24 protein-coding genes are annotated in these 21,770 nt (G+C 54.2%); 14 read left to right on the forward strand and 10 right to left on the reverse strand.

What is annotated here, in order from left to right; genetic code table 11:
* Complete coding sequence (locus DG177_RS09430) at positions 1 to 555, reverse strand: hypothetical protein (protein WP_337658691.1); 555 nt, start codon at positions 553 to 555, stop codon at positions 1 to 3.
* A 193-nt stretch (positions 556 to 748) separates the two neighbouring features.
* Here DG177_RS09430 and rplU point away from each other — a divergent pair, with 193 nt between their 5' ends.
* The 3 genes from rplU to DG177_RS09445 all read left to right on the forward strand — a co-directional run bounded on the left by rplU (position 749) and on the right by DG177_RS09445 (position 2,326).
* On the forward strand, positions 749 to 1,282 hold the full coding sequence (rplU, locus tag DG177_RS09435; RefSeq protein WP_108811239.1) for a 50S ribosomal protein L21: 534 nt from the start codon (positions 749 to 751) through the stop codon (positions 1,280 to 1,282).
* Between the two features lie 3 nt (positions 1,283 to 1,285).
* Positions 1,286 to 1,555 carry a 50S ribosomal protein L27 gene (rpmA, locus tag DG177_RS09440; protein ID WP_108811240.1) on the forward strand — a complete coding sequence of 90 codons (270 nt, stop codon included), beginning with the start codon at positions 1,286 to 1,288 and terminating at the stop codon, positions 1,553 to 1,555.
* A gap of 219 nt (positions 1,556 to 1,774) precedes the next feature.
* Positions 1,775 to 2,326 (forward strand): GNAT family N-acetyltransferase, encoded by a 552-nt coding sequence (locus DG177_RS09445; RefSeq protein ID WP_108811241.1) that lies wholly within the window; start codon positions 1,775 to 1,777, stop codon positions 2,324 to 2,326.
* A 5-nt stretch (positions 2,327 to 2,331) separates the two neighbouring features.
* Here the strand turns inward: DG177_RS09445 and DG177_RS09450 are convergent, their stop codons facing one another.
* From DG177_RS09450 to lnt, 4 genes are all read right to left on the reverse strand, one after another.
* Positions 2,332 to 3,294, reverse strand: coding sequence for a metal-dependent hydrolase (locus DG177_RS09450; protein WP_108811242.1), 963 nt, complete (start codon positions 3,292 to 3,294; stop codon positions 2,332 to 2,334).
* Positions 3,295 to 3,483: 189 nt separating this feature from the next.
* A complete protein-coding gene (locus DG177_RS09455; protein WP_108811243.1) occupies positions 3,484 to 4,179 on the reverse strand; it encodes a tRNA (guanine(46)-N(7))-methyltransferase TrmB in 696 nt (231 codons plus the stop codon).
* 28 nt (positions 4,180 to 4,207) lie between these two features.
* Entirely contained in the window at positions 4,208 to 5,419 is a 1,212-nt protein-coding gene (gene metK / locus DG177_RS09460; RefSeq protein WP_108811244.1) for a methionine adenosyltransferase, read from the reverse strand.
* A 68-nt stretch (positions 5,420 to 5,487) separates the two neighbouring features.
* Entirely contained in the window at positions 5,488 to 7,116 is a 1,629-nt protein-coding gene (gene lnt / locus DG177_RS09465; RefSeq protein ID WP_108811245.1) for an apolipoprotein N-acyltransferase, read from the reverse strand.
* A 224-nt stretch (positions 7,117 to 7,340) separates the two neighbouring features.
* On the opposite strand from lnt, the gene DG177_RS09470 reads away from it, so the two are divergent.
* Positions 7,341 to 8,045 (forward strand): hypothetical protein, encoded by a 705-nt coding sequence (locus DG177_RS09470; RefSeq protein ID WP_337658692.1) that lies wholly within the window; start codon positions 7,341 to 7,343, stop codon positions 8,043 to 8,045.
* Positions 8,041 to 8,463: a VOC family protein gene (locus DG177_RS09475; RefSeq protein ID WP_108812904.1), complete on the forward strand. Its 423-nt coding sequence runs from the start codon at positions 8,041 to 8,043 to the stop codon at positions 8,461 to 8,463. The genes DG177_RS09470 and DG177_RS09475 overlap by 5 nt, the downstream gene beginning before the upstream one ends.
* Before the next feature lie 55 nt (positions 8,464 to 8,518).
* Here DG177_RS09475 and DG177_RS09480 read toward each other — a convergent pair whose 3' ends face one another.
* Entirely contained in the window at positions 8,519 to 9,070 is a 552-nt protein-coding gene (locus DG177_RS09480; RefSeq protein ID WP_443216414.1) for a TetR/AcrR family transcriptional regulator, read from the reverse strand.
* A gap of 116 nt (positions 9,071 to 9,186) precedes the next feature.
* Between DG177_RS09480 and DG177_RS09485 the strand changes: the two genes are divergently transcribed.
* The gene (locus tag DG177_RS09485) at positions 9,187 to 10,101 is read left to right on the forward strand and encodes a metal-dependent hydrolase (RefSeq protein WP_337659027.1); all 915 of its coding nucleotides are present in this window, start codon (positions 9,187 to 9,189) and stop codon (positions 10,099 to 10,101) included.
* Here DG177_RS09485 and DG177_RS09490 read toward each other — a convergent pair.
* Entirely contained in the window at positions 10,098 to 11,063 is a 966-nt protein-coding gene (locus DG177_RS09490; RefSeq protein WP_108811249.1) for a hypothetical protein, read from the reverse strand. The genes DG177_RS09485 and DG177_RS09490 overlap by 4 nt on opposite strands.
* 142 nt (positions 11,064 to 11,205) lie before the next feature.
* A complete protein-coding gene (locus DG177_RS09495; RefSeq protein ID WP_108811250.1) occupies positions 11,206 to 11,757 on the reverse strand; it encodes a hypothetical protein in 552 nt (183 codons plus the stop codon).
* A 251-nt stretch (positions 11,758 to 12,008) separates the two neighbouring features.
* Between DG177_RS09495 and DG177_RS09500 the strand changes: the two genes are divergently transcribed.
* Both DG177_RS09500 and DG177_RS09505 read left to right on the forward strand, forming a co-directional pair.
* Positions 12,009 to 13,136, forward strand: coding sequence for a histidine kinase (locus DG177_RS09500; protein ID WP_108811251.1), 1,128 nt, complete (start codon positions 12,009 to 12,011; stop codon positions 13,134 to 13,136).
* A 2-nt stretch (positions 13,137 to 13,138) separates the two neighbouring features.
* The gene (locus DG177_RS09505) at positions 13,139 to 13,918 is read left to right on the forward strand and encodes a response regulator (protein ID WP_108811252.1); all 780 of its coding nucleotides are present in this window, start codon (positions 13,139 to 13,141) and stop codon (positions 13,916 to 13,918) included.
* A 173-nt stretch (positions 13,919 to 14,091) separates the two neighbouring features.
* Here the strand turns inward: DG177_RS09505 and DG177_RS09510 are convergent, their stop codons facing one another.
* Together DG177_RS09510 and thiS are read right to left on the reverse strand one after the other, a co-directional pair.
* Complete coding sequence (locus tag DG177_RS09510; RefSeq protein ID WP_108811253.1) at positions 14,092 to 14,448, reverse strand: UrcA family protein; 357 nt, start codon at positions 14,446 to 14,448, stop codon at positions 14,092 to 14,094.
* Positions 14,449 to 14,826: 378 nt separating this feature from the next.
* Entirely contained in the window at positions 14,827 to 15,825 is a 999-nt protein-coding gene (thiS, locus tag DG177_RS09515; RefSeq protein WP_337658694.1) for a sulfur carrier protein ThiS, read from the reverse strand.
* Positions 15,826 to 15,937: 112 nt separating this feature from the next.
* Here thiS and aroQ point away from each other — a divergent pair, with 112 nt between their 5' ends.
* The 6 genes from aroQ (at position 15,938) to DG177_RS09545 (ending at position 21,756) form a co-directional block, all read left to right on the forward strand.
* The gene (gene aroQ, locus DG177_RS09520) at positions 15,938 to 16,390 is read left to right on the forward strand and encodes a type II 3-dehydroquinate dehydratase (protein WP_108811255.1); all 453 of its coding nucleotides are present in this window, start codon (positions 15,938 to 15,940) and stop codon (positions 16,388 to 16,390) included.
* Between the two features lie 33 nt (positions 16,391 to 16,423).
* A complete protein-coding gene (gene accB / locus DG177_RS09525; protein ID WP_337658695.1) occupies positions 16,424 to 16,912 on the forward strand; it encodes an acetyl-CoA carboxylase biotin carboxyl carrier protein in 489 nt (162 codons plus the stop codon).
* A 14-nt stretch (positions 16,913 to 16,926) separates the two neighbouring features.
* On the forward strand, positions 16,927 to 18,279 hold the full coding sequence (gene accC, locus DG177_RS09530; RefSeq protein ID WP_108811256.1) for an acetyl-CoA carboxylase biotin carboxylase subunit: 1,353 nt from the start codon (positions 16,927 to 16,929) through the stop codon (positions 18,277 to 18,279).
* A 146-nt stretch (positions 18,280 to 18,425) separates the two neighbouring features.
* Positions 18,426 to 19,619: an RcnB family protein gene (locus DG177_RS09535; protein WP_108811257.1), complete on the forward strand. Its 1,194-nt coding sequence runs from the start codon at positions 18,426 to 18,428 to the stop codon at positions 19,617 to 19,619.
* A 131-nt stretch (positions 19,620 to 19,750) separates the two neighbouring features.
* The gene (locus DG177_RS09540; protein ID WP_108811258.1) at positions 19,751 to 21,046 is read left to right on the forward strand and encodes an amidohydrolase family protein; all 1,296 of its coding nucleotides are present in this window, start codon (positions 19,751 to 19,753) and stop codon (positions 21,044 to 21,046) included.
* A 5-nt stretch (positions 21,047 to 21,051) separates the two neighbouring features.
* Positions 21,052 to 21,756 (forward strand): 2OG-Fe(II) oxygenase, encoded by a 705-nt coding sequence (locus DG177_RS09545; protein WP_108811259.1) that lies wholly within the window; start codon positions 21,052 to 21,054, stop codon positions 21,754 to 21,756.
* Positions 21,757 to 21,770 lie beyond the last annotated feature (14 nt).

Consider the following 21,770-nt stretch of genomic DNA (forward strand, 5'->3'; position numbering starts at 1 on the left):
TCAGCGCATAGCTGATTTCAACTGCTCTATCTCTCGTTGCTGGGAAACAACCTGAGCCTCGATTTTTTCCCGTGATCTGGCAATAAGACCAGCTGCCCCTTTTTGTTCACCGGTAAATTCCTGATCCAACCGCTTCATGAAAAGCGAATCGAGATCTGCCAGCGCAGATACCGACGGACTGCGATTCATTTCCAGTGACGACAGCTCCATTTGCGCCACCACCCATGATTCGCTGGAGGGTGCAGCACCGCGCGCTGCAGATACGCTTTTCTGCACCTTAGGAAGGTTCTGCAAAAAGGCTTGATGCGCCGTGTTGCTTTCTTGGACGGCTGCATCAACCGCATTTCTCAGTGCGGACGGCAAGGCCTCCATTGGATCTGCTGTCGCTGTATCCATATCAGGAATCGCAGGTTTATCCTCGTATGGCCGTTTCGCAAGCGACGGAAAGTCTCCTTGTTGCATGACACAAGCGGACAATGACAAGCCAAGAAGTGGCATCAAAAATACAGGTAATCTCATGAAATCATCTTTACGCTGAGGCCTTTGATGCGGCAATGGCCTTTATGTTGCGATAGCGGTGCCGTCATAGTGGCATAAGAAGACAGCAAAATCTTGCCTGAAAATCGGCCAATACCGGTTGACACAGCCATGTCCATCTAGTAGCTGCGCAATCTTTCCAGCGTGAGCCGAGAGACTCGCGTTTCCTTGCTTGCGCGCTGGAACCACAAGATTGAAACGGAAAAATGCCATGTTCGCTATAGTGCGCACCGGCGGTAAACAATATCGTGTTGCCGCAGGAGATATAATCGCAGTCGAAAAACTAGCTGGAGAAGCTGGTGATTCGGTCACTCTTGATGACGTATTGCTGGCCGGTGACGGCGGTGAGATGAAAGACGTCAAAGGTCTGACCGTGGCTGCCGAAATTGTTGCGCAGGAAAAAGGCGAGAAGGTCATTATCTTCAAGAAGCGCCGTCGGCATAACTATCGCCGAAAAAATGGCCATCGTCAGCAGCATACTGTGCTGAAGATTAGCGCCATTGGTGCTGCGAAAGCTGCGAAGAAAGCTGCTCCTAAAAAAGCCGCTGCCAAGCCAGCTGACGAAAAGCCGGCTGCTGAGAAAAAAGCAGCGCCAGCAAAGAAGGCGGCTCCAGCAAAGAAAGCTGCTGCTAAACCGGCCGCTAAAAAAGCTGCTGCTAAAACAGAAGCCAAACCAGCTGCAGCCAAAAAAGCTCCAGCAAAGAAACCAGCCGCTAAAAAGCCGGCTGCGAAGAAAAAGGACTAAACCATGGCACATAAGAAAGCAGGCGGCTCGTCCCGCAACGGCCGTGATTCAGAAGGCCGCCGTTTAGGCGTCAAAAAATATGGCAGCGAAGCTGTTGTGGCTGGCAATATTATTATCCGCCAACGCGGAACCAAGACCCATCCGGGTCGCAATGTCGGTATGGGCAAAGACCACACCCTATTTGCGCTCATTGATGGCAAAGTGGAATTCCACAAAGGCAAGCTTGGCCGCAAATATGTGTCAGTCGATGCCATGGCGGAAGCCGCCGAATAACCGGACAATCGATAACGGGTTGTCCTTTGAGGGATGACCCGGATGGTTCGAAAGAACTTCCAAATTCAAGGGAGAGGGTCACCCCCTCTCCCTTTTTTTGTCTCTCCCTGTCGAAAATGTCACTGCCTTGTCATCCGCCCATAGTAGGGGCCGGTCAAATCAAAGCAGGGACGGTTAAATTTGACTTTGGCCAAGTTAGCCAAAAAATGGAGAGTCCCGATGTTTGCTAGAACGCCAAGACTATTGTTGAGACCAGGTTGGCCCGAAGATGCCGATGCGCTGTTCCACGCGATTAATGACGAAGCGATTGTCCGCAATCTGGCCAGCGCGCCATGGCCTTATGACCGCGATGATGCGGATCATTTCCTGTCGCTGCCACATGACCCCAAAAGCCCGCGCTGGTTGATCTACCGGCGCACGGCAGGATCCCCCTGCCTGGTCGGGACTTGCGGTATCGATGTGATGGCCGATGGCAGCGTCGAGCTGGGTTATTGGATTGGTCGTGACCATTGGGGTCTCGGCTATGCTACAGAAGCAGGCCACGCTGCTCTACAGACGGCCAAAGCCCTTGGTCACCGCGAGATTGTCGCAAGTCATTTCGTCGATAATCCGGCTTCGGGAAATGTCCTCACTAAGTTGGGTTTCCGGCGCACGGGTCGTACGGCACCTAGGTTTAGCAAGGGGCGCAATAGCTCGGTTGCTGCGGTTGAATTTCAACTGTCTCTGGAATGCGACATGGAAGGCGACGTCGTCCGACCGCTAGCGGCGTGAGCCAGTTACGCCACCTTGTTTAGGGGTTTCTTCGGTTCATGTTTGCCTAAAGTGGCAATATTGTCGTCCTGCTCGGGCGGATCCATGATCGCAGCCTCATATTCGCTTTCGGCCAGCTGTATCAGCCCGCGGTCATCTTTGTTCCAGGGGTGAAAGCCGGGCAGGAAAAAGTGGAACCATGGCAATAGGGTCCGCCGGAATGGAGCAGGACCGATCAGTGCATAATGAAGAAAGCCAAACCATGCACGCGGACCGGAAATACCGTCTTGCCGCAAAAGATCAAAAATCCCTTTTGTGCGGTTCTTGGCGAAGCCGAGTGAAATGCGGGCCATGAACAGTGACTTGGTTGCCCAGCGCTTTGCCCGGCTCCAGTCTCTGGTCGCGTACAGCCAGGTATCGTAGGCGACACCCTTGTGCTCTACCTCTTCAGAGGCATGCCAAAGCCACATTTTGCGCTGCTCTTCGTCGGCATCCTGAAAATGCTTGGGATTGGCAATAAATTCAGCCGCCATGATAGCGGTCAGATGTTCCAGACAGGTTGTCGCAACCAGCTGCATGATTAGCGGCTTGCTGGCGATATTGTCGATGACATCGCTCAACGTCTGTTCCAGCCTTGAAATATCAAAATCTGATTCTTCAATATGCTTGTTAAAAAACAAATGCTCGCGGCTGTGCACGGCCTCTTGTTGGACAAAGCCGCGAATTTCTCTGGCAAGTTTTTCAGGTACTTCGTCGCGATATTGCTTGAGCACCTTCATGAAAAAGGTCTCACCCTTTGGAAAGGTGATCGACAAGGCATTAAAAAAGGCGGTCGCGTACGGATCACCACCAACCCAGTGCCGACGCTCCATCGCCGCGTTGGCAAAGTGCCGGTTGCGGGATTGAATGTTCAGGTCAGCCGGGGTTGCGCTGCCCACGATTGCGGGTGCAGCATCTGCCACTTCAGTTTGTGATGAAATGCCGCCCATTCCTATGTGTGGCCTCCTAGAAAATCCAATAGCTGTGCGACCAGTCTTTTTGGTTAAGCAATTTATAGATTGGGAGGGTTAACAAAATACCTACGGCGGCGAATAAATTCACGGTTAACTGGCTGTTTACAAGGCGATTCAAATATAGATTGCAGTAAAACGACGTTAACGCCGAACAGCGCTAAAGTCTCATTTGCGCTGATAGCGAAAATACCAGACTTCGTGCCCCTGCCGCCGGGCTTTGGCTTCATAGCGCGTTTCAGGCCATCCGCCCGGACGATTCGTCCAGCTTTCTGGACCATCGCAGAGCCAGTTAAACTCGTTGCGCTGGTTCATGATCATCATCGCCCATTCCAGATAGACAGGATGATCAGTGCCGAAACGAAATTCGCCACCGGACTTCAGCTTGGCTGCGATCAGATCAACCGGGCCATGGTTCATAAACCGCCGTTTTGCGTGCCGCGCCTTGGGCCAGGGATCGGGATGCAGCAAATAGACAAAACTCAAGCTGCCATCTGGAATCCGTTCCAATACATCCAGCGCATTGCCCATATGCAGTCGGATATTGGGCAAAACTCCCTCACGAACATGCTGCAACGCACCAACAACACCATTCAGATAGGGCTCGCAACCGATGAAACCATGAGCGGGCAGCATATCGGCCCGCGCTGCCATATGCTCGCCAGCACCAAAACCAATCTCGAAATGTAGTGGCCGATCATCACCAAATAGGACCGGTGAGGAAACCGGCCCCTCCGTCGGGACACTGATTTGCGGTAGCAGTTTTTCCACCAGTTCGACCTGCCCTTCGCGGAGCGCATGGCCTTGCCTCCGCCCATAAAGCTGACGGATGGTTGTTGGATCCTGATTCTGCTTGCTAGTCATCCAGCGCCGTTAGCAGCCCTGATGCGATTTAAAAAGCCGCTTTTAGAGCATCCACCAAGTCGGTCTTTTCCCAAGTGAAAAGGTCGCCATTAGCCTTGCGTCCGAAATGCCCATAGGCCGCGGTCGGGCTGTATATCGGCTTATTGAGGCCAAGATGAGTGCGAATGCCTTTTGGCGTCAACCGGACCAGTTTCGGCAGTATTTCTTCCAGCTTCTCTTCACTCACTGTTCCGGTGCCATGCAAATCGACATTGATCGACAAGGGTTCCGCGACGCCAATGGCGTAAGACAACTGGATCGCACAGCGTTTGGCGAGACCGGCAGCAACGATGTTTTTCGCGAGGTAACGGGTGATATAGGCCGCAGACCGATCGACTTTAGTTGGGTCTTTGCCAGAGAAAGCGCCGCCGCCATGCGGGCTGGCACCACCATAGGTATCGACAATGATTTTGCGCCCTGTCAGACCCGCATCACCGTCCGGTCCACCAATTTCAAAGCGGCCAGTAGGATTAACGTGAATGACGGTGTTGTCGGTAATAAAGCCATCTGGCAGCACGGAATGGAACACGCCCATGACATATTCGCGCAGTTCTTCGTACAGTGCAGGATTGTCGCTATCCTTGTAATAGCCGGGCGCATGCTGGGTGGAAACAACCAGCGCGGTCGCTTCAACCGGCACTTCGTTGACATAGCGCAACGTCACCTGACTCTTGCTATCAGGCTCTAGAAACGGTGCTTTGCCGCTGTGGCGATCTGCTGCCATCTGCTTCAATATCTGATGCGAATATTGCAGCGTTGCTGGCATCAGGTCTGGTGTTTCATCGCTGGCATAGCCGAACATGATGCCCTGGTCGCCGGCGCCTTCATCCTTATTGCCGCTTTCATCGACGCCCTGTGCAATATGGGCGGATTGCGGGTGAAGGTGATTCTCAAAAGTCAGGTTTTGCCAGTGAAAGCCGTCCTGTTCATAGCCGATTTTCCTGACTGTCTCGCGGACAACCGTCTGGATTTCTTCCTGTGCGCCCGGCGCCCAGTTACCATCGGTATCGATCATGCCCTTGCCGCGTACTTCGCCCGCAAGAATGACCCTATCGGTCGTCGTCAGGGTTTCACACGCAACCCGCGCTTCGGGATCTTTGGACAGAAACAGATCAACAATCGCATCCGAAATCTGGTCGGATACTTTGTCCGGATGGCCTTCGGATACAGATTCAGAGGTAAAGATAAATTCAGAACGCATGGCTTTTCCTAGTATTTGCCGCCGGGGGGCGCGGAGTTCGGATATAAAGAAAGGTTTATATGCGCTCCTTAACGCGCGCGAAGCCGGATGGCAATGGCGCAGATGAGCAAAATCAGCGCAAATCCCAGCGACAGGATATTTCCATATCGCGCGAACAATGTGGGGTTTTCCGGTGGGGGCAATTTGGTATCAATCCGGCCCGCCTGCCCCATCGGGATGCTTTCAACCACTTCGCCCTTACTGGTTATCACAGCGGAAATTCCGGTGGGCGTCGAGCGAATGACCGGCAACCCTTCTTCAACCGCTCGCAAGCGCGCCTGAGCGAGATGTTGCGGCGGCCCCCATGCACCGAACCAAGCATCGTTAGATGGATTGAAGATGAAATCGGGTCGGTCCTCTTGATGCACGACCTGGCCGGAAAAGATGATTTCATAGCAGACCTGCAGTCCAGCTTTACCAAAGCGGCCCAGTTCCAAGGAGCGCGGCCCCGGACCCGGCCAGAAATCAAAATCTCCTGGCGCCAGCCGCGACAGACCAATAGCGGAGAGAAGCGGCCGCATCGGGAGATATTCACCGTAAGGAACCAAATGGCTTTTGTCGTAGCGGCCAAGCAATTCGCGATCTGAATCCATTGCAAACACACTATTGCGGGCACCAATAGCCCGCCTTCCATCCGGCGGTGCCGTATCGTCAAATTCCAGCTTCAGCGCACCGAGCACCAGTACGTCGCCGGGCTTCATCAAGCTGGCGAGCTGCGCGCGCACCATTGGTGGCTGGCGGCCATAATAATAGCGCTGAGGATAGCCGGTTTCGAGATAATCTGGAATCGCAGCTTCCGGCCAGAAAAGAATGCGTGGTTCATTATCTTCGCGTCTGGTGAGCCCGGCCAATTTGGCGAGGTTTTGTTCTTCATAACCGGCCTGCCACTTGTCCTGTTGTCCAATATTGGGCTGGACCACCGTGATATTGGGCTGCTCGAGAGAAGGCGCGCGATCAGCTCCGCTGCCGATCATAGCCAAAGTTGCAGCACCCAGGGCGACAATGGCCAGATCAAAGATTCTGCGCACAATGATCCGCCATTTTAGGGCGATTATTCCGCCTACCGCTGAACCCACAAGACCAGCGATGCCAATGACCACACCGGAAAGGCCATAGGTCCCAATGGACCGGGCACTTAAGGCATATCTGCCATCGACCGCGATCACGCCCAGCGGGTTCCAGATAAATCCGCTAAAGACCCAGCTGCGCAGCCATTCGGTAATGATCCAGAAACCAGCAAGGGCAAGGACGAATATAATCGGTCGCCCCTTTCCGAGCAACCAGGCGCCAAGTGCTGCTAATGCGGGATAGACAGCCAGGTAGAGCGACAGCAGGACCACCGCGATATAGCCCAGCCATTCGGGCATCGCCGCCTGAAAGGTAAAGGCTTTGGCGATCCAGTTGAGCCCGACAACAAAATGTCCGAGACCAAATAGCCAACCGGAAAAGAAAGCCGCCTTTCGACTCTCGACGCTATCAATAATCGCGATCCATAAAGCCAGCGCGAGCAGGCTGATTGGCCACAGGCCCAATGGCGCAAATCCGGTTGCCGAAAGCGTGCCAGCAATTAGCGACAGCCAGAATGGATATTTGCGGAGCAGGTCAATAAGAATTTGCACCGTCGGTTTGTGCCGTTTTCGAAGGACAGGTTCAAACATTAATTGCCAACTACCGACTATCCGAATTTTTTGAACATATAATATCTGCGTAAGATTATACAGTTTCGGACCAGAATCACTCTAAAACAACGTCGCAATTTAGCTATCTGGGACATTCGTGCAGACCAGCAGATAGCGATTTCACAGGATGTAATTGCTGATTTCCATTCTGGCTGGACTGCAGGAAAGCGTTATTTGGCAATTGTTGTTTGCCGCAAACCATCATGCCCCGCTATAGGATCGGCATGGAAAAAATCATGTTGATATTGCTGGCGCTAGCGCAACCCACACCAGCCGATGACAAGCCAGAAGCAACCGCTCTGACCGATATTCACAAACGGGACCTTTCCTGTGTTGCTGCTTTTGCGATCGTCGCATCGGAACAGGAGCGCGGGATAGAGAGCGCGCTTTCCTATCCCTTGCTCACGGAACGTGGCCGGACCTATGCTGGTCAGGTCGGCGAGCGGGTCATGGTAGAGACAGGTCGGTCGCGTGAACAAGTGCGCGACGCGATTCTGACTGCGGTTGTGGACCAACAGGCCAAGGTTAAAAATGTTGCCGGGCCACAGGAAGTCGTTGCCGAAGAAATGGCCCGATGTCTGCCGCTTTTGGATACCGAACTACCCGCAAAGCCGAAACCCACTCTGAATCAGTGCGCGGTGATGATGCAGCTCGCTTATGAGGAAGTCTACCGACGGGAAAAGCTGTCCAAAATGGCTCAGGATTTGAAGACCTTGGCCTTTGTTCTCGACAGCCGGGCCCGCGAAACCATGCGGGGGCAAGGCAAAAGTGGTAATGAAAGCGATGTCATTCTGACGCAGATTCGTGAAGACATGAGCGTGCGGCGGAAAAACCAGTCCGAGCTGGATATTGACCATTGTTTTGCGCTGGCCGCGCCCAAGAAAAAGGAGCAGAATTTTGAACATTGAACTTCGCCCCTTTCACCTCGCCTTTCCCGTCAATGATCTGTTGGCCGCCCGTCATTTCTACGGCGAATTGCTGGGCTGCGAAGAAGGCAGAAGCAGTGATCAGTGGATTGATTTCAACCTTTACGGTCATCAGATAGTGACCCATCTCGATACCAATGCAAAGCCAGACGCAACGACCAACGCGGTAGACGGCGAAAATGTGCCCGTGCCCCATTTCGGCGTGGTGCTGACCATGGCTCAATGGGAAGCCCTGGCAGAGCGATTAAAGCAGCATGGGACAAAATTCGTAATCGCACCGACCATCCGCTTTCGCGGTGAAACGGGTGAGCAGGCAACGATGTTTTTCTGTGATCCCAGCGGCAATGCACTGGAATTCAAAGCCTTTGCCAATGATGATGCGCTGTTTGCCACCGCCTGAACTAACGCACTAATCCTCGTTCAATAGCAGGACCTGTTCCCGAAGGGCCGCCGCTTCAGGCTCCGTGTTCCTGCTTCCAGCGGTCCAGTGCATGTTCCAGATGCCGCTCGGCAAGGTCACGGGCACTATGCCTCGGCAGATCGAGCGAACCGGCAAGCCGCTCTCCGATCAGCGCATCTCCCAATGCCATCAGGACCAGCGTCAGCGTGTCCTCATGCATCTCGCGGTCTTCGTGACCACCTTCACCAACCTCGTCGACAAGTGCGTGAATTGCATCGACAATCGGGTCCAGCGCATCTTCATTGCCGGTTAGCAACATCCACGAAGACAAAGCCCCTGCCCCCTGCTTGTCAAATGCATCAAAGGTCAGATCGACAATATCCCGCACACTGCCCTCACCCGTCCGCGATTTCAGTACCGCCTCTGCGATAGACCCACAAACCTGATCCGTCAGATATTGCGCGAGTGACTTTTGCAAGCCCGATGCGGACCCGAAATGGTGCAGCAAATTAGCGTGCGTCCGGCCAATCCTGGACGCAACTGCCTTCAGCGTCACCGCCTGCGGTCCGGTTTCAATCAACAGGTCACGGGCAGCGGCCAAGGCCATACTGCGGCTTTCCTGAGGCGAGAGGCGTCGTTTAGCTATTGACATCTTTGTAAGTAACCCTAATATCTAAAATCTAATTTAAACCGCATTTTATGCAAAAGCGACCCCTTATGAACATGCCCCTTATGAACAAGCTGGGCAGCGCGCAAGCTGAACCGGAAACAATTGAAACTCCGACACCGAAAGATCACGTGATAACACCGCGTGATCGCCGCTTTGGCCGCGATACCGAAGAACAACCGGGTCGATGGTGGCTAAATGACGATCCCGTTGCCACGGCTTTTTACAATTCGCTATCCCTTACCTTCCCACGCGGGGAAGCGTTTTTTATCGAAAGTGTGAAAGCTTTTCGCGATGTCACACCGGAGAAGCTCCAGAAAGAAATTCGCGCCTTCGTAAAGCAGGAAATCATACATACCCGCGAACATGTCGCACTTAACCGCCGCGTAGAAGAATCCGGTTATGATACCGACAAAATCGAAAAGCGGATTGCCGAGTCGCTTGAATTGACGAAGGGACGGCCTGCGATCGCCAATCTCGCGGCGACGATGATCCTCGAACATTTCACAGCAATCATGGCGCAGCAATTCATCGCCAATCCGAAGCATTTTGAGAATGCCGACAAGGAAACCGCCGATCTGTGGCGCTGGCATGCGCTTGAGGAAATCGAGCATAAGGGTGTGGCCTATGACACTTGGCTCTATGCGACCCGCGACTGGTCGCGATGGCAGCGCTGGAAAGTCAAATCGCTGATGATGCTCATCATCACGCGCAATTTCTGGACCAATCGCTACCGGGATTCGCTCGATCTGCTCGCACAGGATGGCTTTGCCGGCTTGCGCACCAAGATGAAGCTGCTCGGCTTCCTGCTATTCACGCCCGGCGTGGCGCGGAAGGTCATTTTGCCGTGGATCAAATTCTTCCTACCTGGCTTTCATCCATGGAACGAAGATGATCGGCATCTCATCGACCTGGCCGAAAGCGAATTTGAAGCCGCCCTGCTGGACAACGTGCAAACTGCCACGACTTAATCCGCACTTACTCTTTCTGCGCTAGCCTTCAAAGACACCGCCTGACCCACCTGATCACAGCGTGCCGCGATATTCTGTTCAGTGGTAAAGATACACACCGTGCGGACATGGCCGCCCCCACCGAAACGCATGATCTGGCGGAGCATCATTTGCTGTCCGCCACTATTCGTGCCGCTGCCGGAAATCACGACATCACCATCCTCTTCAACCTCTGTGGTCTCAGCCCGGAAATCCGTGAAGTTCAGACCCTGGATGGCCTTGAGCGCCAATTGCTCACGCTGCTCTTCGCTTAGTGCGCTAATCGCAGGATTGTTGCCAAGACTGGAAGCGATGATGACAATGGGTTGTGACCCATCAGCCACCACGTCCTTGGGGCCATCGGTCAGGATCATGCCGCTTCCCGCCAGGGTACGTACGGCCCGGAAATCAGCCCGATCACCGATAGCGAACGGCAATCGCGCAATTTCGTCTTCTAATGACCCGCGCGGTTGGAAGCGAACGGATTGCAGCGCCGCTTCCACCTCGGCATCGGGATAGGCTTTGCTGGCCGATGGTATCTGCACGGTCACCATTGCGGTGCTGTCGCTATTGCGCGCGATCATCACCCATTTGCGATATTCAATACCCGCCTGAGTCTGCAGACCTGTTGCCAGAACGGCTTCGACATCACCAGTCAATGTAAGCTTCTCGACCGGCTTGGTGACCTTCATACGCGCTGCCAGCGTTTCAGCAGTAAACTGAGGCGCGATTTCCGCATAGGCTTCCACTGGAAATTCCGCGATCAATATCGAGGCCCCTTCTGCACTATCCCGAAATCCTGCGAAACTGTCCGCGGCTGTCATGGCTCCGGGTGGCTCAAGACCAACCGCACCGCCGCCCGGGAACACTGGTTCACCGGCCAGCGCCGGGAAAGCAAAAAACAGGCATAGCCATGCCACAATCAGTTTTCGGTAGGGACGCATCTTTATGTCAGCTTTCCTTGTGTCGACTACAGCTGACTATCATGGAGACGTCCGACAAGCGCAAGGCTGTTCCGGCAGAAACTCTTATTTTCCGCCGATTGCTGTTAGAAAAACCAGCAAACCAATATCTGAGAGAGCCGGCTTAATGTGCCGCCTTGTTCATATCCACCTTCTCGACCCATTCAGGGAAGAAGCTGGGCTCACGGGTAGACCAACCCGGTGCCGTGGCTGCCGCTTCGCTGATCGACTGCAACAGGCCCTTGCGGGTCTTCGGATGCAAATGTGGCAGGGAGGCAGCGGCACAGAAACTACCGGGCAACCATGGCCGTGCATCAGGACCGAGCAGCCGTTCATAGAGAAAACGGTAGGCGGAAAAGCAATTGATCCGCCCTTGCCCCAGATCATAGGCCGATAATGTCATCAAGGCCGGCATGAATTTTTCGATGCCGTCGACCGCACAGTCTTGCGGAATGGTTTTACGAATATCGGCGAGCCGCTTGTAGAGTTTCATCTGTACCTTGATACCGGCTTCCTCGACCGCATCACGTGACCAGGTTTCGATCGCATCGGAGCGTTCCAGCCCGACATCAAGCGAGCGCCGGATATAGCGTTGGGTCGCCGAACCAAAGCTCGCAAATTCTTTCATTTCCGACAGGGTCATTGCGCCTGGTACCGGTTGCATGGCTTTGGTCATCGTAACTCCTACTCTGGAACAGTGTCTGTCCCCACGAACGTCACTTGACCAAAACATGGTTAGGATTTGATTAATCATAGTAGGATTTGGCGGAAATTTGTTCCCAAGAGGTTCAAAAATCGTGGAAATTACACGGCCGCAACCGAAAGTTTCGACCAACGGCAACCCTGTTTCGACCGGACACGATTCCGATAGAGACAATTGATACCATTTTATCCTAAGCTGTCAGCCAATGAGAAATTAGGCGTCTAATGAGAAAATTCGACATCGGAAATCACAAACCATCGGTTGGTCAACAGGTCGCAATCCTGTCGATCCTCGGTTTTTGGTTATTTTATGTGGTCATCATTACTTTGCGAGCCGCGGTCGGAGACTGGCCGGCGCAGGAAGAACTGGCCGTGCGCCGGGTCTTCGTGACCATTCTGGGTATCGCCATCACCTATATGCTATATCGGCTGCTGCGGCTTTTTGAGGAAAAGGCACTTTCCACCCGAATCATTACTGCTTTTGCAGGAGCCATCCCCTGCGCAATCGCGATCGCCGCTTTCAACTTTTACATGTTCAATGTCTACGATCCCCAAAGCCTTTTCGATGAAAAGAATATGGAGGAGATGCGCAAATATATGGAGCAGGAGAATTTTGCGCTTAAGGTGATTGTTGAAGACAGCATCTCGCGGTTCTTCTTCATGATCAGCTGGGCGTCGTTATACCTGACACTCAGCTATGCCTCGGAAGTCCGTACCGTGGAACGCAAGGCGGCTCGTTTTGCCCAGGCAGCGCAGGACGCCGAACTGCGCAGCTTGCGCTATCAGGTCAATCCGCACTTCCTGTTCAACACACTTAACAGCCTCAGCACCTTGGTCATGCGCAGCCAGCCCGAAGAAGCCGAGGAAATGATCCTCAACCTGTCAAAATTCTATCGCACCAGCCTCTCTGGAGATCCGCTCGAAGATGTCGCTCTGTCGGAAGAAGTGCATCTGCAAAATCTCTATCTCGATATTGAAGCCGTACGCTTTCCCAAGCGTTTGAAAACGGAGACGCATATTCCGGCGGAATTGGATGACGTGCTGGTACCTGGTCTGATCCTGCAACCGCTGGTGGAAAATGCGATCAAGCATGGCGTGGCCCATAGCAAGCGGCCGGTGACCATCGCCATCAGCGCATCAGCTGAGGGGGATTTTCTGAAACTGACCGTTGCCGATGACGGTGAAACCAAATCGCAAAACAAAGCCAGCGACCAGAATAATGGCATAGGCCTGGCCAATGTCCGTGACCGGTTAGAGACTAGATTTGGCACTCAGGCCAAGCTACAAACCCACCGACCCGAAACCGGCGGATTTGTTGCGGAACTAACCATGCCTCTGTTAGCGGATATCTGAATATGGCGGACGATACGGCCCCTGCTCTTGTACAGCTCAACACATTGATTGTTGATGACGAGCCACTGGCAATTGAACGGCTGCAACTTTTATGTGCGCGCCAGAAGCATATCAACCTGGTCGGCACAGCCAGTGACGGGGAAGCGGCTATCCGCCTGACCGAGCAGTTGCAGCCCGATTTGCTGCTGCTCGATATTGCGATGCCGGGCATGGACGGACTGGAAGTTGCCAAGAACCTTTCGGATCTAAGCAATCCGCCCGCGATTATCTTTGTAACCGCCTTTGATAAATTTGCCGTAGAAGCTTTTGGTGTCGCCGCGATCGATTATGTCCTGAAGCCGGTCGAGACAGACAGACTTTCACTTGCCATTTCCCGGGTACTCGAACGCAAAACCGAACAAGTGCCACTAGCCAACAGTAAATCTCCGTGGGCAGAGGAATTCTGGGTACCCTATAAATCGGAATTGCGCCGGATTGCTGCTTCTGAAATCAATCGGGTCGAGGCCGAAAGAGACTATATGCGACTGCATGTTGGCGGCGAAGCGGACAGCGATCATGGTGGCACCAGCTATCTGCTGCACCAGACGATTACCGGCCTTGAAGAGCGACTCAATCCCGAACATTTCATCCGTCTGCATCGGTCTCATCTGGTTCGGCGCGACTGGATTGGCGGCCTGCGGCACGATGGCGGTGGGATCTGGATAGCGTGCTTGAAATGCGGCACCGAAATCCGAATCGGCCGGACTCATCTGGCAGAAGCGAAAAAACTGGCAGGACGGTAAATTCGTTCGTCTGGGCTTACGCACGGTCACGGCCGTTCACGTTAACACCATTCACAGGCAGACAGACAAAAATAAACCCCGGTGTAAGGGCACCGGGGTTATCAGGTAGTTTGGCCAAATAGAGGGCCGCTTAATTGGGGTTCGCGGCTCTTGCGTTGTTTTTCACGTTGATCTTAGCGACCACCAACTACCATTGCGCCGTTGCCGAGCGTACCCGCTTCGGCCCTGGCGATCAGCGACACTTTGGCGCGCTTGGCCGACAATTTAGCTTCTTTGACGCAGCCGCCATGATCAGCCATGTCGCGAAGACTTTTGGAATCATAGCTACCGCAGACTTTGCGGACGGCACCTCTGATGCGGCCATCCAGTGTTTCCTGGCCATCCTCGCTCGTCAGATCAAGGTCAGAATAGCTCACTGCCACTGATGTGATCGTCCGGTTCTGTGCGCTGGCGCTGGCCGAAAATCCGGTTGCGGTTACAGCAATCGCGGCGGCAGCAAAAAGACCTTTGCTTAAAATTGAATGTTTCATGTGTTCACTCCTCAACAATATTTGGGGCGAGCCGGAAAATTGGGGGCCGGCTTCGCCCTGATGATCCCGCTCAAAGCAGGAGGGGGTATGACGGCAGGAGCAGTATGTTTCGACCAGCTCGGGGAAGAGCCATGAGACTGTGTTGCTGCTCCCGCCTCGTATTCTTAGATAGGGGAAGGCCGGGCGGCGAGCATCTCAACTTCTATAAACGGCCATTTTGGTCGGCGAACAGCAAAAAGCTTCGACCAACGACATCAGAACGTCGATCAAAGTAAAACAATGTAACTTTTGTTACTATTCAATTGGTTACGGATGACACCGAATCGGGGTGTATTATGGCGCTAAATCAGCCTTGATTCGAACGAATCAGCTGATTTCTTAGATTAGTCCGGAAAGCGGACTGGATGGATCCGCATACATCCGCCGCCCCATCCGGCCGGACAGATAGGCTTCGCGGCCGGCTTCCACGGCAAGCTTCATCGCGCGGGCCATCCGCACGGGCTCCTTGGCTTCGGCAATCGCCGTGTTCATCAGCACGCCATCGCAGCCCAGTTCCATTGCCACCGCTGCATCACTGGCGGTGCCGACGCCGGCATCGACCAGCACGGGCACGCTGGCACCCTCAACAATCAAACGGATGGTGACGCGGTTCTGAATACCAAGCCCCGATCCAATAGGCGCGCCCAAGGGCATGATCGCAACCGCGCCTACATCCTCCAGCTGTTTCGCAGCGATGGGATCATCCACGCAATAGACCATCGGTTTGAAGCCTTCCTTGGCTAGCACTTCGGTCGCTTCCAATGTCTCACGCATATTGGGGTACAGCGTCTTCGCTTCGCCCAGCACTTCCAGCTTTACCAGATCCCAGCCACCTGCCTCACGCGCCAGCCGCAAAGTGCGGATCGCGTCGTCGGCATTAAAACAGCCAGCAGTATTGGGCAGATAGGTTACTTGCTTGGGATCGATAAAATCGGTCAGCATCGGTTGATTGCGATCCATCACATTCACCCGCCGCACCGCCACGGTGACAATCTCTGCGCCCGCAGCTTCGACCGCAGCGGCATTTTCTTCAAAATCCTTATATTTGCCGGTCCCGACAATCAGGCGGGAATTGAAATTTTGACCGGCAACGCTCCAGCCATCATTGGCACCAATCTCTGACGCATGATCGCCGCCGCCAACAAAATGGACAATCTCCAACTGATCACCATCTTCGACTGTGACATCAGCCAATGTCGAGCGGGTAACGATTTCGCGGTTGCGTTCCACGGCAACCTTCTCGGGTTCGAGATCCAGCGACCGCACCAGATCGGCGACAGACATGCCGCCTGCTATACGCTTGCTATCGCCATTCAGCTGAATTGAAATTTCCGGCATTACCAATGTTTCCATGTGTTTGATCTCGCTTTTCGGAATCGAGCCCTATAAAGAGGCCATATAAACAGCTAAGCAGTGCCGCAACCAAAAGCGCCATATAGGGGACAATATATTGTCAGAGGGAAAAAGCACCAACAAGACCGTCTTTGTCCTGAACGGCCCCAACCTCAACCTTCTGGGAATACGGGAACCGGAAATCTATGGAGCCGATACGCTTGATGATATTGCAGGGCAACTTGAGGATCAGTCCCATGGCCTGGGCCTTGATGTCGATATCCGCCAGAGCAATCATGAAGGGCATCTGGTCGACTGGCTGCACGAAGCCGCCGCTGATGAAGCGCAGGCGGTGATCCTGAATGCCGGTGCGCTGACTCACACATCCATTGCGCTTCATGACGCTATCAAGGCGATAGACGTGCCGGTGATTGAGGTGCATTTATCCAATCCGGCCGCACGCGAGGAATTTCGCCACAAGAGTTTGATTGCACCGGTTGCAAAAGGAACGATTTGCGGCTTTGGTGCTTTGGGTTATCAGTTGGCGCTCGACGCCGCGCAAAAATTTTAGAACATAATTTCAACTTCATTATGGGAACCAGAAATGGCCGCAAAAAAAGACAGTAATGGCAATATGAATGTGGATCTCGATGTGGTCCGGGAGCTTGCCGGGATATTGGATGGCGCTGGCCTCAGCGAGATTGAAGTCGAAGATGGTGACCGGAAAATCCGGGTTTCTCGTGGTGGTGGCGGAGCGCCTGCACCAGTTCATGCAGTAGCTGCACCAGCTCCCATGCCAGCACCCGCCGCTGCACCTGCTACAGAAGCAGCTTCATCAGCAGCACCAGCGGATGATCATGCCGGTGCTCAAAAATCCCCGATGGTCGGCACCGCCTATCTGGCACCTGATCCCGATGCAGGTGATTTTGTAAGTGTCGGTGACAAAGTCGCCGTGGGCGATACATTGCTGATCGTGGAAGCGATGAAGGTGATGAACCCAATTGCTGCGGAAAGCGCTGGCACAGTCAAAGCGATATTGGTTGAAAACGGCCAGCCGGTCGAATTCGACCAGCCGCTCGTTGTGATTGCATAGATGAGACGCGGCGCATGACCATCAACAAAATCCTGATCGCCAATCGCGGCGAAATCGCGCTTCGCATCTTGCGCGCGGCCCGTGAACTCGGCATCGACACCGTCGCCGTCCACAGCACCGCTGATGAAGACGCAATGCATGTCCGGCTAGCGCACGAAGCCATCTGCATCGGACCACCTTCGGCGACCGATAGCTATCTCAGCATTCCTGCGATTATCTCGGCAGCCGAAATCAGCGGCGCAGATGCGATCCACCCCGGCTATGGATTTCTGTCGGAAAACGCGCATTTTGCCGAAGTGGTCGAAGCGCATGACATTAAATGGATTGGCCCGAAGCCTGAACATATCAAGGTCATGGGCGACAAAGTCGCTGCCAAAAAGACCGCTGGCGATCTCGGCATTCCACTCGTGCCGGGTTCCGATGGCGCGGTAAGCGACATTGAAGTGGCCAAACAGGTGGCAGCTGAGGTTGGCTATCCGGTGATCATCAAGGCAGCCTCTGGCGGCGGCGGACGCGGCATGAAAGTCGTGAATAGCGAATCCGAGCTGGAAACCCAGATGCAACAGGCCGGCACGGAAGCCAAGGCGGCCTTTGGTGACGCAACTGTCTATATTGAAAAATATCTCGGCGATCCGCGCCATATCGAATTTCAGGTCTTTGGCGATGGCCGCGGCAATGCCATTCATCTCGGCGAGCGCGATTGCTCTTTACAACGCCGCCACCAGAAAGTGCTCGAAGAAGCACCTTCCCCCGTGATCAGTGAAGATCAGCGCGAAGAGATGGGCAAGGTCTGTGTCGATGCCATGAAGGGCATGGGATATCGCGGCGCTGGCACAATCGAGTTTCTATACGAAAATGGCGAGTTCTACTTCATCGAGATGAACACTCGCCTGCAGGTTGAGCATCCGGTGACCGAGATGATTACCGGATTTGATCTGGTCCGCGAACAGATTCGCATTGCCGATGGTCGCGACCTTTCGGTCAAACAGGAAGAGCTGGAATTCAAAGGCCATGCGATCGAGTGCCGGATCAACGCCGAAAATCCAAAAACATTCGCACCCTCACCCGGCAAGGTAGTGAGCTATCACGCACCTGGCGGCATGCATGTCCGCGTCGATAGCGGGCTGTACGCCGGATATTCGATCCCGCCTTATTATGACAGCATGATCGCCAAACTGATCGTTTATGGCAGAACCCGTGATGGCTGCATGATGCGACTGGCCCGCGCGCTCGACGAATTTGTCGTTGAAGGCGTCGAAACAACCATCCCGCTGCATCAAAAGCTGGTTTATGATGAAGGTTTTCAGTCCGGCGAATATACCATCAAATGGCTCGAAGAGTGGCTCGAGAAGGATGAGAAAGACTAGTTTTCCGTCGCAACAGACTATTTTCTGTTCATATAAGTCGATTCTTTCCTGAATATTACAGCCGAGTTCAGCTATCTGACAGGGTTAACAAGCTATGACTTGTTCCACAGATGCGGCAAACGGAGTCGCATAGTGAGGAGTAACCTATGCGACTATTTTATATAACCGGCTTGATGGCAGCCACCATGTTGACGCCTGCGACAGCGTCCGCCGCAGACCTCGCCCCCAATCTCAATCAGAACACGCGAGCCGTCGCTCCCATAGTTTTTGACAATAACCTCACCGGCAGCGCCGCTCTGCAACGTGATGGCCGCGGTGAGCGCCGCGCCAATCGTGGCAATCGTGGTGGCAATCGTGAAACACGTCGAGCCAATCGCGGCAATCGCGAGGCGAGACGCGCCAATCGAGGCAATGGAAATCGCGAAGCCCGTAGAGCCACACGCGCCGAAAATCGTAATAATCGCGGAAGAACGAACGTGATGACCGCGGGCGATCGCGCCGAACGGCGGCAGCAGCGCCGCACCGTTCGTCAGCAAAATGGCAATGTCGATCGTGATTTTTCTAGCAGCCGCAGCAGAGCCGATGTTGGTCGGTCTAATCGCCAAGCAAGACGGGATGCTACCCGGCGCAATGGCAACCGTGCAGAACGGCGTGCTATCAGGCGCGGCGATCGCAACCGGGATGGTCGTGTCGACAGGCGCTTTGACCGGAACCGCGACGGCCGCATCGATCGCAGGTTCGACCGCAATAATAATGGCCGGGTAGACCGCCGTGTCGATCGCAACCGGGATGGCCGCATAGATCGGCGTTATCGTGAAAACCGTCGGGCCGCTGCGCGCGGAGACCGCAACCGGGATGGTCGTGTGGACCGGCGCTTTGACCGGAACCGCGACGGCCGGATAGACCGGCGCTTTGACCGGAACAATAATGGCCGCGTTGATCGGCGTTATCGGGACGGACGCCGCTATGGCTACCGCAATGACCGTCGGGGTTATCGCAAAGGATATCGCGATGCACGGCGTGACTATCGCAAGTGGAATCGCAGCTGGCGGAACGACCGTCGCTATAACTGGCGGAACTACCGCAAATACAACCGTAACTACTATCGGGCAGGTCGCTATTATGCACCCTATCGCGGGCATAACTACCGGCGCTGGAATATCGGTATCTATCTCGGATCAGCCTTCTTCGGATCACGCTATTGGATCAACGACCCTTGGCGTTACCGTCTGCCGCCGGCCTATGGTGGCTACCGCTGGGTCCGTTATTATGACGACGTGTTGCTGGTAGACACCTATGACGGGCGTGTGGTCGATGTGATTTACGATTTCTTCTACTAAGTCAGAAAAACCGGAATCCTTAGGCAAGGCCCGTAATCAGAGATGATTGCGGGCCTTGATCCATATTTCCCTTGAAACACCCTGCCGCTCGTCGCACACAGGTAAAAACATCTATAGGGGACGATTGAGATATGATCCGGCATCTAATTGCAATTGCGGCACTGGGTATTGCAGCTCCAGCAGTGGCAGCGGAAGAGAAACCGATGACACCGGTCACCATCATCAAAGTCGGCAATCTGATCGCCGATCCGGCCAAAGGTGCTTCCGGTCCGGCAACGATCACCGTCAGTGGCGGGAAAATTATCGATATTGCCTCGGGGTCTGTGGTGCCTTCCGCACCGGAAAAGCACGTCACCATTGTCGATATGTCTGACAAAACCGTCATGCCCGGCCTCATTGACCTACACGTCCACTTGACCGGCGATCCTGGCGGAGATTTCTGGAAACAGGCCACGGAACCGGCCGAATGGGGCGTAGTGGTTGGTGCAAAAAATGCTCTGGTTACAGCCAAAGCCGGCTTCACAACCGTTCGCGAAGCAGGTTCTTCGCAATATTCCGCCTTCTCGCTCCGCAAAGGGACCGCTGAGGGGGTCATTCCTGGGCCACGGATTATCGCCGCGGGTCCCGCCCTCGCGATTGTCGGCGGTCATGGCGATACGACCGGTTTCAAGGAAGATATTAACGATGCACTGGCTAGCGGCTATAGCTGTACTGGCCCGATACAGTGCGCGGAGAAGGTACGCAAAGCCTCTCGCGCGGGATCGGACATTATCAAGATTACCGCAACCGGCGGCGTGCTCTCCCAACAAGGTCGAGGCCTGGAAGCACATTTTACCGATGCGGAAATGACATCCATTGCGGATACGGCACATTCGCTTGGCCTGAAAGTCATGGCGCACGCACACGGTGCGCGCGGAATTGAAGCGGCAGCGCGGGCCGGTATCGACACCATTGATCATGGCACTTTTGCCGATGAAGCCGCGCTCAAAGCGATGAAAGCCAATGGCTCTGCACTCGTCCCCACCCTGATGGCATTCCAGGGCGTGAGCGAGGGATTGGGCAAAGGCATTTATACGCCCGTTGTCGAGAACAAGATTCGAGAGACATTGGGCAGCGTTGGCAAGGCCGTTACCATGGCGAAAGACATGGGTGTTCCCGTCGCCTTTGGGACCGACGCCGGCGTATTTGGTCATGGCCGTAACGCGGAAGAGTTTGCGCTAATGGTCCGCCATGGCCTGACACCCCGTGAAGCGGTGATAAGCGCAACGACCTTAGCCGCCAAGGTGCTTGGCATGGAAGAGCAAATCGGCCGTCTTGCTACTGGCTATTCGGCTGATCTTATTGCCTTTGATGGCAATCCGCTTGAGGATGTCACCGTGCTGGAAAATATCGACTGGGTCATGGTTCGCGGCCGGGTGATTGACTAAGACCTATGAACGCGCCTGCCATCAAGACTAAAGCAACCCGCAACAACAGCCCCAAGCGACTGGCCGAGATCACTCGGTCCGTTACTGATCGGCTCAATGCCCATCCTCATGTCCAGTGGCTGGAAAGCCCGTATGCACAGCTGTTCGTGTGTCAGAATTTTCTGACCGACAAGGATTGTGCGTTATTGATCGACATGATCGATGACCAAGCCGTTCCCTCCAGCCTCTATACCGGAACAGAGCGCGATGGTTATCGGACAAGCTATAGCTGCAATGTCAGCGCGCATGACAAGGACATCCAGCGCATCGAGCAATCCATCTGCGACCTCATGGGACTGGAAAATTCGCATAGCGAGGTCCTGCAAGGGCAACGCTACGAGGTTGGTCAGGAGTTTAAGGATCATCACGATTTCTTTCACGAGACCGAAGACTATTGGACCAAGGTTGAAGCGACAAACGGAGGGCAGCGCAGCTGGACCGCCATGGCGTATCTAAATGAACCGGAAGAAGGCGGGGCCACCGCTTTCCCTCAGCTCGACTATCAGGTTGAGCCGCGGAAGGGCATGCTGCTGGTGTGGAACAATATGGGACTGGATGGTCGGCCCAATCTCAATACACTGCATGCCGGAACGCCAGTCGTCAAAGGTACAAAATACATCATCACCAAGTGGTTTCGCCTCAATCGTTGGAAAGGGCGCTGGAAACAGTAAGCACACTTGACTGC

The sequence above is a fragment of the Sphingorhabdus sp. Alg231-15 genome, from assembly GCF_900149705.1.
Classification (GTDB): Bacteria; Pseudomonadota; Alphaproteobacteria; order Sphingomonadales; family Sphingomonadaceae; genus Parasphingorhabdus.